The following is a 14,032-nucleotide window of genomic DNA, read 5'->3' as shown; positions in this document are numbered from 1 at the left end:
GTGGATTCGCTAATACTTTTGCATTCGTGCGTATCTTTTGCAGATCTGCGCTGACGCCCTGTGTCCCCCCAGATTGACAAACATGTTGCCTGAATTGAAAGCATTCATGGCGATATTTTCTACTTTTCCATCAATACTGTTAAAACCGACACCAATCTTGCCTGGGTAATTGATCCCCAATTTCTCGACATCCTTCGAGTAAACTTCCAGAACGTCCACGGCCAAGGTAACCTCCGCCTCAGGACGGTCCAGCGTCATTAAAAGTCTCTCGGCCTTTTCAACACTGTGCCTTGAGCCACGTACCGTGACGGAGTTTGTCCTTTCATCGATGTGAATATCGCGTAATTTAACCAGGTTACGTAATGCCGGGTTTATATCTTTAGCTCGCGCATAACCAAGAAATATGGTTTTCATAACGACATCACGATACAGCTTATCCTTCTGTGGCGATGCCGGATAAACCAGAATGGTATTACCGTCAAGAACTTTTCTTTTCAAGTTATTGGATAACAATAACAAATTCAAAGCATCTTCCGCCGTGGTTTTGCGCGCAACCAAACTTGCCGTCATGCTTTTTGGAACATCTTTGTCATAGGTAATATTCACACCGGTCAATTGACTGATGGTGTCAAGAATAGACATCAAGCTGTGATGCCTGAAATTCAGCGAAACCGGTTTTTTTAATTCTCGCTTTAACTTTACTTCTGGCTGATTTTGCATTGCTATTTCACGCAGAAGGTGATCTTGCATAGCCCGGGCCTTTGGCCAGTTGGGATCTTCTTCCAAAATCAGGCGGATTTTATACAGTGCCTGTTCCGGGTCCTCAGAATGTAATTGCATTGCCTGCTGATACAGCTTGTCCATAGCTCGCGCGCCTTCAATTTTCCCCAATCCCTGGAGCGCTTTCTGGTTCCCGGGCTGATAACTGAGCACGTTGTGCCACAGGACAGAGGCACGGCTATAATTGTTATTCGCAACGGCGCGCTCAGCCTCCTGCAAGTAGCCATTGACGAGATTATCCGTCAACTGGACTTGCCGGCTGCGTAATGAGATATCATCAGGTGAAAGTATACGCGCCTGGTCAATTTGCTTCAGGGCAGCGATCAGCGTTTCTCTCCCCTGAGGAAAGTCAGTCTGTTGAGTATCAGGTTTCTGATCGGCACAACTTGTCAAGAATGAACACAAGAGCGCCAGGGTCACTATATTTTTTTTCATTTTATCATGTCGGTTTAGTTGTTAAATCACCAAGTTCAATACGTTTTTTGATATGGCTCGATGTCGATTCCACGACAAGATGATCATCTGCCAGGATATTCAGCTGCCAGTCTGGAATAATCATTTTCCCAGGCTGGATATAGTCTTTACCCTGACATTCTCTGCAGAGCAGGAAATTCCTTTCGGTATCGCTCAATACGATTATTCGCTTGCCACTTTCCCACCACCCCCCGACCACTTTCAGAGGAAAAATCAACTCCTTTTTCCTCTCTGGCTGAGGTGTTTTTATTTCTTTAGCGTTATTACCTGTCATTTTCCTGACTGGGAACAAGTCAACGATGTGGGCCTCTTTATTCTTTTTATGTTGGATATTAGACAGGGTATAGACTTTCGGCTCTGTCAACTCAGATAAGATGGGTTCCTCTTGAACATCATCACTTAACATTCCCCACATCAAGAGCCCCAACGTCATTATAAGTAAGATAATAAGATAAGGCGGGAGCTTCATGATTGACCTCTTCTTAGTATCAGTTGTAGCTTAATCGATAACAAATCGGTATCCGGTTGGGAACGGCTGATATGCAACCTTTCCACTTCCAGTGGTAATGCACGATTAATATCACGCAATGCCCGCGCGAGGGACATCCATGTGCCATTGAGAGGTATCGTTAATGTCATGGCTCCCGGAGAATTATTCTCTGTTGACTTGAGTTGATAGCTCCCGCTATCTATTTTCAGATGGTATTGATGAAAAATATCAAACAACATTTTAACTTGTTGATATTCGGTAATGCTTAACTTATCATCTTGAATATGCAGTTCATTTGGTATTAATGGAGCCGGTACAAGTAATTTATGTTGCACATCAGATAGTGACTGTTTTAACTCAATTTCTTGAGGCTGTAATATCACCACCCAATACCCCGCCAGAAATATAGGTATTAAACATGCCAGCAAAGGGGCTCTCCCAGTCTTTTCTATCAGGCAGGCTATTTTCCATCGACAAAAGTGCCAAAATTTTGATATTTTCCTACTCATTTGATTTTTCTTTTGGTAAATAGACTTTCATTGTTGCCCTGACTGGCCATGCTTGGTTTTTTTCTTTTACATATTGATGGTTTTTCAGCTCCACCCGCATGGGAATATGCTGAACTCGAGAAACAAAATCCAGTAATTCAGGCAGCGACGTGGCTACCACTTCAAAATCAACCGTCTGGCTTTTGAAATCAGAGTCCAACCTTAATAAAGAAATCTCTTCATTTAAAACCAGGCCAAAAGGATACAGCTTTTGGAAAGAGGGAGAATTGCTCATAAACTTATTCTTTTGGCGCGCATTAGCTTTAATTTCCGCCTCTACCTTCTTAATCTCCTGAAATCTGAGCTGTGCATTTTCGTGATCGCTCGCCAAACAATCAATCTCCAACAAAGAATATCCTAAGCAGGCAATTAACGGCAAGCAGAGTAATATCACTATCAAAGATATCCGACATGCCCAGGGGGGAAGCGCATCAATTCTCGAATTCATTCATCCTCACCTTTGCAAAAGACAGCATTATCTTATGTTTTTAAAGTTAACCGAAGAGTGGTTGCATCATACGAGGAGAGGGAATACATCACTATAGAACTAGTCAGAAATGTGTCAGACAGATATAAAAACCACGCATCCGGTTGGCTCGTGGTTTTAATCTGACGCGAACGTTTTTTCGTCGATATAACCCTGTTATTTTTCGACACCGGTTATAGTGGGAGCTTTATTTTTTCCCGCTAAGCGAGAGACCAATTTCACTTGTTTTTCAAGTGGCATATCAGGTAACACCATGCGATAGACTTGCTGCCATTCACTTTCGGAACGGCAGGCGAAAATATTTCCGCTGTCACCAGAAAGAACAAAAATACCCTCTTCAGCCAGACCATTCTGTTCGGTAACAAGAAGATCTCTCAACGGCGTTGTTACGCCAGAAAACCTCAATTTCAGGTCTCGGGTTATCTCGTAAAGACTTTGCCACAGGGTATCTTCGAGAACGAATGCCAGAGCGTTCCGCTGGTACCTGCAATCTTCAAAACCCACCCGGAGAGGTTTCCCGGAAAGATGGGGAAATTTTTGCCGGGCAAGCATTATGGTGTAATTGCGCAGCTCGGAAGGCGTGCGGACTCCCTCAGGCCAGGGAACAACAAGATGGTTAACCAGACTCGTATCCAGTACGAACCTTACCGCGCGAAACCAGGGCAATTGGCTACAAATGCTCTGCAGCTGCATTGGCAACGTATTTTCCAATGCTTCATTGGCCTGTATTTCTGAACAGGCAATTTGCTGCTCCCTGCGAGAAATACGCACCTGTCGAGAGAGTATTTCACAAGTATATATATCAGTCATGCACGATAACACGGCTAATCTCCTGCAATGTCGTTTTACCTTCCAGTACGGCGCGCAATGCGACATCTTTCAGTTGAATAAATCCCTCGGCGATTGCGATTTCGCGAAGACGAACGGCTGAAGAACGGGCCAAAAGCGCATCTTTCATGTTATCACTAAAGGTAAGAACCTCCGCAAGAGCAAGGCGCCCATGATATCCAGTATGACGACAACGCTCACACCCCAGCCCTCGAACCCAGCGTGGGGAGACATCTCGCAGATTGCTTTTTTTCCAGAAAGCCGTTTCCTGCTCGTCAGGCGTAACCTCAGTTGCGCAGGAAGAGCAAATTTTGCGTACCAAACGCTGGGCAACAACACCATTTAACGCCGTTAGCAGGCTTGCAGGTTCGACCTGCATATACAAAAAACGCTCCAGCACGCTAAATACATTATTAGCATGCACCGATGACAGCACAACATGCCCTGTCAGCGCGGCCTGTACTGCAATCCCTGCGGTTTCGCTATCGCGGATCTCACCGACCAGAATAGTATCCGGGTCGTGTCGTAAAATTGCGCGTAATCCACGTGCGAAAGTTAATCCCTTTTTATCATTTACGGGAATTTGCAATACATCATTAATTTGATACTCCACGGGGTCTTCGATGGTAATAATCTTGCTTTCGCCACAATTGAGCTCGCTCAGTGCAGCGTAAAGCGTTGTGGATTTGCCGCTGCCTGTCGGCCCCGTGACCAGCACCATGCCATGCGGCATACGAGTCAGCTGTCGTATTGACCCTAAAGTTTGATTATCGAAGCCCAGAGACTCAAGGCTTAATGTTTGCTCGTGTGATTTGTCCAGAACCCGGAGTACAGCATCCTCGCCATGGCTCCCCGGTACGATTGAGACCCGAAAATCAACGGGTCGTTGATGAACCAATGCTTTAAAACGACCGTCCTGAGGAACACGTCGCTCAGCAATATCCATGCTGCTCAACACTTTTAACCGCGAAATAACCTGTTCGGCATGTTGAGAACCATTGCAATGACGAATGAAATGTAGCACACCATCAATACGATATTTAACGGCCAAGCCATCAGGCACTGCGGAAAGATGTATATCGCTTGCCCTGCTCTGCAATGCATCAAATAAGGTAGCATTGACTAATTTGACGACATCATTGCTTTCTTGCGCAATGGTCGAGGGAGAGATCTCCAGCAGAGAGTCGTCAGAGCTACTGTCGCTGTTCTGCTGCTCAAGCTGGTCCAGTATACGTTGGCTCTTTCCCAGCACGTTGAGTTGTTCATTAACCCAGGCCGGAGGCGCCAGCACCGGGCGAAGCGGAAACCCATGCATCCATTCACGTAAGGCAAGCGAAAAAGGATCTGCGGGTACCAACCATCCCTGCTGCTGATACTGCAATGGTAAAACGCGCCGCTCCAGTGCCTCACTCAATGATACATGGGTGAAATCTGGCTCAGCATTCAGTAACTGTTCGGGAGCCAGAGAAGACAGACCCAGTTGATTCGCTAACTCTGGCAAATATTCCGGATGATCATTTAACAGGGCATCCAACGCCAGATCGCTTTTTACCTTCGGGTCGAGGAGCGTATCCAGTATATCCATGTCGGGTGGCAAAGGGGATGGCATCATGAAAGACCTCCTGCAAGTTCAAAAATTGGCATATACAACAAGAACACCACCAGGCCGACGATCCCCCGACGACCATCATCAGGACAGGTTCAAATACCTTGCTAAAAGTTTCGATTGCCCGTTCAAGCGCTTCGTCATAAAACGCCGCAATACGCTCGCACATTGCCGGCAATTCGCCACTTCGCTCCCCTGCCTGCAGCAGCCGGCTGGCAACCGGGGTAGTCAACCGTTGGCTCTCTAGCATCACGGAAAGCGCCTGCCCCGAATTGACCCCCTGCAGTACCTGATTTAACGACGTATGGTGGCTTTCCGGCAAAATACTGCGTGTCAGATTCAATGCCTGCGTAACGGAAAGCCCCCCTGCAACAGCAGGCCGAGAGTGCGATAAAAACGCACCAGAATGGTTAAATGATACTGATTACGTAACTGCGGCAATTTCAGTAACAGCAGTGCCAATGAACGGCGAAAAGAAGCGTGACGGAAAAAACTGATGGCGCTGATACCGGCAATAAAAATGGCCAGCAGCAGAGTAACGCCATGATGTTCAACCAGGGTCCCCCACCACAAAATAAACTGTGCGCTGCCGCTGGGCGTTTTCATACCCGCAAATACCTGTGCAAAACGCGGAATGACAAACCCCAACAGGAAAAAAAGAATCAGTCCACCGGCGCTGATGACTATCGTGGGGTAAAGCATCGTCGCTTTCACCCGCTTCCGGAGAATATCCATGCGTTGCTCATAGTGCTGAAAACGCGTTAGTGCGACAGGAAGATGTCCGGTTTGTTCTGAGGAAGCAACCGTGTTTTGCAGCAACTCAGGGAATATTGACGGTAGAGTGGCCATCGCCTGAGAGAGTTGATACCCTTGATAGAGTTTCTCAAGCAAGCAACTATAGATATTGCGAACATACGCCTCACGGCAGCTGGCCTGAAGGGCCTCAATAGCCTCGGTAACAACAAGACCGGCCTCCAGCAAAGCCACCAGCTCCTGGACGAATAATCCCACAGCAAACGAGCCTTCGCGAAGACTTTTACACCGGGTGACTCGCGTCACGAGATACCCATTGTCAATAAATCTGGTTTTAATCTCTTCAGGCGAATCCGCGCTGAGCTGCATTTTCTTCCGCTGCCCATTATCAAGGTAAACAATATCATACAGTTTCATGCCGTCATTTACCTTTATCTTTATTCATTTTGATTTGATGATAACGAAGCGCCACTTTTTCAATATACTTTTTTCTAAGCGCTTGCTTCCCCGGGCTATTGCCATAGCCTGCGTTATATGCACCGACAGCGTCCCAGGAATAACCAAAACGCCGTATATTTCCTGCCAAAATCCATGCTCCCGTCATCAGGTTATGACAAGGATCTTCCAACAGATGTCGGGAGGTGATATTGAATTTTTTTAGCGTATGAAGATGCGTACTGTTAATCTGCATCAGGCCATAGTCAGTGGTACCGTTACGATTAGTATTCGTCGCTCTGAAATTCAGGTCAGATTCAACCATAGCAATCGCCTGTAACAACTCCGGCTCAATGCCATAGCGCTCACCGGCCTGAACCCAGCAATCGGCAAAAGATGATGACGATAACAACAATAAGGTAAAGAAAAGTAACTTTTTCATCGTTCAGAACCGGTAGATCAACGCTTTCCCATCCTTGCCATTAGACGTAATATCCACCTCCGAGAGACCATCCGTTGTCTGCGTTGGATTATGCCATTGATATGCATTTCCCCATGGATCGAGCGGAACTTGCTGGCTGAGGTATGGGCCATTCCAGTTAGAAATACCGCTTGGCTTTTCCGTTAAAACCTTAAGCCCCTGGGTCTCGCTTGGCCATAACCCGGTATCCAGACGGTACTGAGTCAGAGCATCCCCCAAAGCACGCATCTGACGCTGTGCAGTCTTTTCTTTCGCTTGATCAACGTTAGAAAATACTTTGGGGCCAACAAAACCAGCCAGTAGGGCAATAATCATTAGCACTACAAGTAATTCAAGAAGAGTAAAGCCGCCTTGAACATACCGATAATTAAATTCTCGTTTCATAAACAATCTCTTCATATCTATTAGTTGATTAGAACGAGACCATTTTAATGTAAAAACCAGAAAATAAAACATGATTGCCCTTTGATTGTGTTAGATAAAAGAAAATTGAGTTGAGATTTTCCTTTTTTTGAATTTTTTCTGACTAATACTATAGAAATGCCTCATGCATCATTTTAAAATGGCACCATTATCAATATCCATCCATTTAATTTTACAATACAGGATTGATTCATGACTGTAAATATCGTTATCGCTGACCAATACACGATCATTCGTCGAGGTGTATTATCCATGATAAACAATATGCCGACGTCTGAATATGGCATGGATGGCGTAAAGCTTAACATCATTGGGGATACCAACTCACCCAATGATATAAATCAATACCTTACCGAGAATCGCATCGACATTTTATTGCTTGGATTTTCTTTAAAAACCCAAAAAACAAAAAACCCGATTTCTGAACTCGACGGGGCATCTTTGGTTAAGTGGCTGGCAAATAAATTCCCACAGACAAAAGTTATAGTTTTATCCCCCTACCGTAACAACAATATTGTACGCCATGTCATTCAGAATGGTGCCGCCGGGTACATCAGCCGCGATACTTGCGAGCAGGGGTTGTGGCGAGCAATTGCTGCCGTACTCAATGGGGAAACTTACATTGAGAGAAGCCTGATGAATTCTCTTTTTCGCAACGACTGCCTTATGGATAGCGAGTTGAGCCTGCGAGAAAACGACGTTTTACGCATGCTTTGCAATGGCCTTTCCTTGACGGCAATTTCCAGCAAGCTGAATTTAAGCAATAAAACGGTCAGTGCGCATAAGTTGAAGGCAATGGAAAAACTGGGCGTAAAAACAGACTGTCATCTGTTTTTTTTACTGTCGCAAATAAAAACTTATGACATTACAATATAAAGTTAAATTATAGCTCTATCGTTGCCGTCTTCAGTATGTTTTATATAAAAAATAAAAACTTCCAGGATTCTTGTTCAAATGGAGAAAAATCCATTCAGAGATCTTGCTAAAATAATCTCCGAGCGTGTTCATGTTAACTTTAACAACCCAGGAGTTATATTTTAACATGCTAAATTAGCTGCCTGGCAGGCATTTGTCATGCACAAACAAAATATCCAATATTTATAATTTACTGCAAGCCATTCAATCATAGACTGGAAAAGAAAATGAAACATAAATTTAAACATACTGCAATTGCTACCAGCCTGTTATTCTGTGGATTATCTTCCATGGTACATGCAGGTACGCAAGATGATGCCTCAAAAATCCCGGATCTTAATGGAAAGAATATTCTTGTCGGGTTCTGGCATAACTGGGCAAGCAAATCCGACGGCTACCAGAAAGGAAGCTCTGCTGAAATTCAGCTATCAAAGGTACATGCCGATTACAACGTGGTCACGGTATCATTCATGACTGGCGATGGGATCCCCACGTTTAAACCCTATAATATGACCGATCAGGCATTTCGCAATGAAGTAGCAAAACTTAATGCACAGGATCGGGCCGTATTGCTCTCTCTCGGCGGGGCTGACGCACATATTCAATTGGCCCATGGAGATGCGCCAAAGTTTGCAAATGAAATAATTCGCCTGGTCGAACTGTATGGATTTGATGGGTTGGATATCGATCTGGAGGGTGGCGCAATTACGGCAGGCGCGAACGTAACGGAAATCCCAGCGGCCCTGAAATTAGTCAAGAAAAAATTCCCTAACTTTATCATTAGCATGGCCCCCGAGTTCCCACATTTACGCCTGGGCGGCGCTTATGAAAAACTGATTAAAAACCTGGAGGGATATTATGATTTTATATCCCCTCAGTACTATAATCAGGGTGGCGATGGCGTCTCGCTTGACGACGCCCCTTATTATTTGGCACAAAACAATGACGCAAAGAAAGCTGACTTCCTGTTTTATCTGACTGATTCGATTGTTCATGGCACTCGGGGGTTTGTCAAGATTCCTGCAGATAAGTTTGCTATTGGTTTGCCAAGTAATCCGGATGCTGCGGCTACGGGTTATGTAAAAAATGAATCGGACGTTCGCACCGCGATGGAAAAACTCGCTGCACAGGGCACCCCGATTAAAGGGTTGATGACCTGGTCGATTAACTGGGATGCAGGTCACGACAAGAGTGGCAACAACTACGGCAACGAATTTGTAAACCGCTACTCTGATCTGATACATAACTCTCCGCAGCCCACACCGGATATTGAAGCACCGACAATGCCGGGAAAACCACAGGCAAAAGCAGCCCCTGATTTAATTAACCTGCATTGGTCAGCGTCAACAGATAACGTAGGGGTTGCACATTACGAAATCTGGCGAAACGGCGTTAACATTGCACAGTCAACCGCACCGGAATGGCAGGATAAGCAAATTAAGCCATCCACTCAATATAGTTATTATATTGTTGCGGTAGATAAAGCAAATAACCGTTCAGAAGCCAGTGAATCGACCCAGGTGCTGAGTGAAGAAAAAGTGAAGCCGGTTGAAGACACCGAAGCGCCGAGTATTCCACAAAAGCTGGTTATGTCAAAAGTGGCTGAAAAAAGTGCTTCCATAAGCTGGCAGGCTTCCTCTGATAATGTTGGCGTAGCCAGTTACCAGATATGGCGTGATGGTAAAATGCAGGCAAATACAACACAACTCCACTGGACAGATACCGGCCTGAAAGCAGACAGTGAATATCGATATCAAATCACCGCGAAAGATGCTGCCGGCAATCAGTCTGAAAAAAGCCAGACGCTGGTGGTAAAAACTCTTTCGGAATCAGGACGAGGAGATGATGCAACCCAATGGAGCAATACGAAAGTGTATCTTCGCGACGCAGTGGTTAGCTGGAATGGCAAAAACTATAAAGCCAAATGGTGGACTCAGAACAATGAACCTGGTGCGAGCGATGTCTGGGAAAATCTGGATAAAGAGAGCGGCGGTGACTGGAATGCCGGCAATGTTTATGTAGGCGGCGATGAGGTTTCCTATCAAGGGAAGACCTGGATCGCCAAATGGTGGACAAAGGGCGACAAACCCGGTGCCAGTGACGTCTGGAAACGAAAATAAACTGTACTAGCTCAGTTCTGAACTGACCGGTATCAGTGTTTGTAGGGCTCCGTTGATGAAACGGAGCCCTTTAAATGCAAGAGCCTGGCATCAGATCCGATGAGAGTGTTTACGATCGCACCGCGTGAAAACGTTAACCGCCAAGCTGATCCCATCGGCTTCGCATTATTTCACCGCGCCCGCAGCACCCGGTCCACCAGCCCCCATTCCACCGCCTCGTCGGCGGTCATAAAGCGGTCCCTGTCCAGCGCGCGTTCTACCTCCTCGTAGCGGCGGCCGCAGTGCTCGGCGTACAGGCCGATCACCCTATGCTTGGTGCGCTTCATCTCTTCGGCGTGGATTAAAATATCCGACGCCTGGCCCTGAAAGCCGCCCAGCGGCTGGTGCACGTGCAGGCTGGCGTTGGGCAGCGCCATGCGATGGCCCGCCGCGCCGGCCATCAGCAGGAAGGATCCCATCGAGCGCGCGGTGCCCATGCACAGCGTATGCACCGGCGCGTTGATGTACTGCATGGTGTCGTAAATGGCGAAACCGCTGGTGATCGCCCCGCCGGGCGAGTTGATGTACAGATTGATCGGCCGCTCGGGGTTTTCCGCCTCAAGAAACAGCAGCTGCGCGCACAGCATTTCGGCGATCTCGTCGTTCACCTCACCGTTGAGGAAAACGATGCGATCGCGCAGCAGCCGCGAGTAAATGTCGTAGGAACGTTCTCCCCGGCTGGTCCGTTCCACCACCATAGGGACGAGCAGCATCTTTTCACGCATTGGTGAACTCCTGGGTTGGCACAAAAGAAATGGGTCTACGGCGTCAGGCGGCGAGCATCATGACGTTCAGGCCGTCGTTGGCGGCGTCCAGCTGATGGATAATGCGCAGCAGGCTGCCGCCGGCAGTATCGGGCAGGATCTGCAGCGTCACCACGCTTTCCAGAAACGGCGGCTGGTCGTCGCGCATCCGATAGCGGATCCGCTCGCCCGGCGTGGCATCCAGCGGTTCAACGTCCGCCAGCGCGCGCCCCGGCAACCACCGCTCGCGCAATTCGGGAATGCTGAGCGCCCGCCAGACTTTCTCCGGCGGCGCATCCAGCGGATATTCGAGCACCAATTGCCGGTCATCGGCCTTTTTCATTGATCCAACTCCTGCAGCAGGGTTTGCAGCGCCTCGATGCGCTCTGGCCAATAGGCGCGGTATTTCGCCAGCCATTGGGTGATTTGCGCCAGCCCCGCGGGGTCAACCTGATAATTGACGAAGCGCCCCTGCCGCCGCTCTTGCACCAGCCCGGCATTGCGCAGCACCGCCAGGTGTTGCGACATCGCCGATTGACCGATCGGCATGCCCTCGCGCAGCGCGCTGGCGTTCATGCCGCCGGCGGCCAGCTTATCGAATATGCGGCGGCGGGTGGGATCGGCCAGCGCCTTGAAGATATCGTTTTCGTTCATGATTAGACATTAGTACATACTAATGTATTGCGCCAATAAAAAGCCGCGCGGCGACGCGGCTTAGGCATTACGATTTGATCGGGATCACCAGGACATCGATATTCAGCTGGTTGATGGCGTTGCGGGTGGAGGAAAACAGGTTGCTCCACAGGTCGTGATGATGGCCGAACACCAGCAGATCGATGCCCTTCTCCGCCACCGCCTGCTCCAGCTCAACCACAAAACCGCCGCGCCCGATAATCACTTCCGCGATCGGGTAATTGACGTTTTGGGTGGTGGGTTCCAGCTCTTTTTTGATTTTCTCTTCCAGCGGCACGCCGTCGTAGCTTCGCTCCGAGAAGCCGATCGCCGCATGGTAGGTATCGTAATGCACATCCACGTAGACCAATGAAAGCTTGGCCTGCAGCGCCTCGGCCAGCAGCGCGCCTTTTTCCACCAGCCGTTTGCCGTCATCGCTCAGGTCCGTGGCGACCACAATATGTTTGTAGCTCATAGCGCCTCCTGTCATGGACTCGGTAGAGAGCCGAGGCTCCGGTATCGCAGCGGCGATATCGTTATGGTTAATTTTAGTTCACAAACGCGCGGTTCGGGCGGGATATCACGGCGGGAAAAAGCCCCGTTGCCGGGGCCTGGTGCGGGATTAACGTTCGCGCTGCACTTCAAACCAGACGTTGCACAGCGACAGGATCAGCGTATTGGCGTCCTTCAGCATCACGTTGTCGCCGGGCACGCCTTCGGTGCCCTGATCGGTGATGCCCTTGATGGTGACGTCGGCATGCTGGATGGTGACCCGCTGCACCGACGGCGTGCTGATGCCAAGCATCGGGAAATCGATGTAAGAACTGCTGCCGGAGTTGTCTTCGACAAACTCCTGCGCCTCAACGGTGCTGAGGGTGGCGCCCTCGCTCTTCAACGCGGTGTCGTTCCAGCTGAAGCCGTCCGCCTTGTAGTTGATCTTGCCGCCGATCAGGCTTTGCGCCTGTTGTTGATCCCAGCAGCCGACGGTCTGGGTCGGCACTATCTTGCTGACGCGCCAGTTGCCCAGCAGCTGTTTGGGGATCGGGCCGGTGTCGCCTTCCGCCGCACGGACCTGAGTCGCCGACACGCAGGCCAAAACCACCAGCGGCAGCAGTGCCTTGCTCCAAGTGTTCAATCGCATTGTCTTTATCCTTCGTTCAGTGCCCAGTCTGCCCTCGCGGGCCTGCGGCTATCATAATAAGCCAGCCGAACCGCCGTCAAAACAAACTGACCGCCAGGGCACAAAGGGGGCGCTTGTCGCGGCGCCGCCGCCGCTCATAGCAAATCGCTATTAATCATAGTGAATCAGTATTTTATTTTAGCCAAGCGATTACCTAGAGTCACAGCCACTATTCTGCCTGCTGCAATCAGCAGACAATGTTGACAAGGACTCTGGGAAGATGACATTTACGCTGAAAAAACTCGCCCTCTCGCTGGCCGCCGCCGGCACGCTGCTGCTGACCGCCTGCGGCCCGGCGGCGCAGGACCAGCACCATATCAAGGTCGGCATCAGCGCCGGCATCGATCAATCGCTGTGGGCGGTGGTGCAAAAGGTCGCCAAACGGCAGTACGATCTGGACGTGGAGGTGGTGACCTTCAACGACTACGTGCTGCCCAACGAAGCGCTGAACAATGGCGATCTGGACATCAACGCCTTCCAGCACCGCCCGTACCTGGAGAAACAAATGCAGGAACGCGGCTATAAGCTGGCGGCGGTCGGCAACACCTTCGTTTACCCGATCGCCGGTTACTCGAAGAAGATCAGCGCGATCGGCCAGCTGCCGGACGGCGCCCAGGTGGCGGTGCCGAACGACCCCACCAACCTTGGCCGCTCGCTGCTGCTGCTGCAAAAACAGGGGCTGATTAAGCTGAAGGCCGGCGTCGGGCTGCTGCCGACCGCGCTGGATATCGTCAGTAACCCCAAGAAGCTGAAGATAGTCGAGATCGAAGCGCCGCAGCTGCCGCGCGCGCTGGATGACAAACAGGTGACGCTGGCGATCATCAACACCAACTATTCCAGCCAGATCGGCCTGTCGCCGGCCCGGGACGGGCTGTTCGTCGAGGATAAAAACTCGCCGTACGTCAACATTTTCGCCAGCCGCATCGACAATCAGGACAGCGACAAGGTGAAGAACCTGGTCAAGGCCTATCAAACCGATGAGGTGGCCGCCAGCGCCGCCGAAATCTACAAAGGCGACGCGGTAAAGGGCTGGTGATTCATTTCAATCAGGGCGCCGC

18 protein-coding genes are annotated in these 14,032 nt (G+C 49.3%); 3 read left to right on the top strand and 15 right to left on the bottom strand.

The features are described from left to right. Window positions 1–9 precede the first annotated feature (9 nt). From D7I37_RS17450 to gspG, 10 genes are all read right to left on the bottom strand, one after another. Window positions 10–1,215 carry a secretin N-terminal domain-containing protein gene (locus D7I37_RS17450; protein ID WP_129544053.1) on the bottom strand — a complete coding sequence of 402 codons (1,206 nt, stop codon included), beginning with the start codon at window positions 1,213–1,215 and terminating at the stop codon, window positions 10–12. 4 nt (window positions 1,216–1,219) lie between these two features. After that, window positions 1,220–1,723, bottom strand: coding sequence for a hypothetical protein (locus tag D7I37_RS17445; protein WP_129544052.1), 504 nt, complete (start codon window positions 1,721–1,723; stop codon window positions 1,220–1,222). After that, window positions 1,720–2,253, bottom strand: coding sequence for a hypothetical protein (locus tag D7I37_RS17440; RefSeq protein WP_129544051.1), 534 nt, complete (start codon window positions 2,251–2,253; stop codon window positions 1,720–1,722). The genes D7I37_RS17445 and D7I37_RS17440 overlap by 4 nt, the downstream gene beginning before the upstream one ends. Then, window positions 2,246–2,740, bottom strand: a complete 495-nt coding sequence (locus tag D7I37_RS17435) for a hypothetical protein (protein ID WP_129544050.1) — start codon at window positions 2,738–2,740, stop codon at window positions 2,246–2,248. Before D7I37_RS17435 ends, D7I37_RS17440 begins: the two co-directional genes overlap by 8 nt. A gap of 195 nt (window positions 2,741–2,935) precedes the next feature. Further along, a complete protein-coding gene (locus tag D7I37_RS17430; RefSeq protein WP_129544049.1) occupies window positions 2,936–3,589 on the bottom strand; it encodes a hypothetical protein in 654 nt (217 codons plus the stop codon). Then, window positions 3,582–5,219 (bottom strand): GspE/PulE family protein, encoded by a 1,638-nt coding sequence (locus D7I37_RS17425; RefSeq protein WP_242502706.1) that lies wholly within the window; start codon window positions 5,217–5,219, stop codon window positions 3,582–3,584. Before D7I37_RS17425 ends, D7I37_RS17430 begins: the two co-directional genes overlap by 8 nt. Continuing rightward, window positions 5,122–5,535, bottom strand: a complete 414-nt coding sequence (locus D7I37_RS27395) for a type II secretion system F family protein (RefSeq protein WP_371415262.1) — start codon at window positions 5,533–5,535, stop codon at window positions 5,122–5,124. Before D7I37_RS27395 ends, D7I37_RS17425 begins: the two co-directional genes overlap by 98 nt. Window positions 5,536–5,552: 17 nt before the next feature. Next, entirely contained in the window at window positions 5,553–6,383 is an 831-nt protein-coding gene (locus tag D7I37_RS17420) for a type II secretion system F family protein (RefSeq protein ID WP_242502704.1), read from the bottom strand. A 4-nt stretch (window positions 6,384–6,387) separates the two neighbouring features. Continuing rightward, window positions 6,388–6,843 (bottom strand): lytic transglycosylase domain-containing protein, encoded by a 456-nt coding sequence (locus D7I37_RS17415; RefSeq protein ID WP_129544048.1) that lies wholly within the window; start codon window positions 6,841–6,843, stop codon window positions 6,388–6,390. 3 nt (window positions 6,844–6,846) lie between these two features. Beyond that, window positions 6,847–7,338, bottom strand: a complete 492-nt coding sequence (gene gspG, locus D7I37_RS17410) for a type II secretion system major pseudopilin GspG (RefSeq protein WP_242502703.1) — start codon at window positions 7,336–7,338, stop codon at window positions 6,847–6,849. 159 nt (window positions 7,339–7,497) lie between these two features. Here gspG and D7I37_RS17405 point away from each other — a divergent pair, with 159 nt between their 5' ends. Both D7I37_RS17405 and D7I37_RS17400 read left to right on the top strand, forming a co-directional pair. After that, window positions 7,498–8,181, top strand: a complete 684-nt coding sequence (locus D7I37_RS17405; RefSeq protein WP_129544047.1) for a response regulator transcription factor — start codon at window positions 7,498–7,500, stop codon at window positions 8,179–8,181. Between the two features lie 266 nt (window positions 8,182–8,447). Next, window positions 8,448–10,340 carry a carbohydrate-binding protein gene (locus tag D7I37_RS17400; RefSeq protein WP_129544046.1) on the top strand — a complete coding sequence of 631 codons (1,893 nt, stop codon included), beginning with the start codon at window positions 8,448–8,450 and terminating at the stop codon, window positions 10,338–10,340. Between the two features lie 170 nt (window positions 10,341–10,510). Here the strand turns inward: D7I37_RS17400 and D7I37_RS17395 are convergent, their stop codons facing one another. From D7I37_RS17395 to D7I37_RS17375, 5 genes are all read right to left on the bottom strand, one after another. After that, complete coding sequence (locus tag D7I37_RS17395) at window positions 10,511–11,104, bottom strand: ATP-dependent Clp protease proteolytic subunit (protein WP_061799078.1); 594 nt, start codon at window positions 11,102–11,104, stop codon at window positions 10,511–10,513. Between the two features lie 43 nt (window positions 11,105–11,147). Further along, window positions 11,148–11,465, bottom strand: a complete 318-nt coding sequence (locus D7I37_RS17390) for an SRPBCC domain-containing protein (protein WP_061799076.1) — start codon at window positions 11,463–11,465, stop codon at window positions 11,148–11,150. Continuing rightward, on the bottom strand, window positions 11,462–11,776 hold the full coding sequence (locus tag D7I37_RS17385) for a helix-turn-helix transcriptional regulator (protein WP_061799074.1): 315 nt from the start codon (window positions 11,774–11,776) through the stop codon (window positions 11,462–11,464). Before D7I37_RS17385 ends, D7I37_RS17390 begins: the two co-directional genes overlap by 4 nt. Window positions 11,777–11,843: 67 nt before the next feature. Then, entirely contained in the window at window positions 11,844–12,269 is a 426-nt protein-coding gene (locus D7I37_RS17380; protein ID WP_129544045.1) for a universal stress protein, read from the bottom strand. Window positions 12,270–12,416: 147 nt separating this feature from the next. Next, window positions 12,417–12,935, bottom strand: a complete 519-nt coding sequence (locus D7I37_RS17375) for a hypothetical protein (RefSeq protein ID WP_061799071.1) — start codon at window positions 12,933–12,935, stop codon at window positions 12,417–12,419. A gap of 259 nt (window positions 12,936–13,194) precedes the next feature. On the opposite strand from D7I37_RS17375, the gene metQ reads away from it, so the two are divergent. After that, complete coding sequence (metQ, locus tag D7I37_RS17370) at window positions 13,195–14,010, top strand: methionine ABC transporter substrate-binding lipoprotein MetQ (RefSeq protein ID WP_061799070.1); 816 nt, start codon at window positions 13,195–13,197, stop codon at window positions 14,008–14,010. Window positions 14,011–14,032: the final 22 nt, after the last annotated feature.

The sequence above is a fragment of the Serratia sp. 1D1416 genome (assembly GCF_003641105.1).
GTDB lineage: Bacteria > Pseudomonadota > Gammaproteobacteria > Enterobacterales > Enterobacteriaceae > Serratia > Serratia ficaria.
The sequence above is the reverse complement of the archived record's forward strand: the minus strand, read 5'-3'. Positions and strand labels throughout refer to the sequence as shown.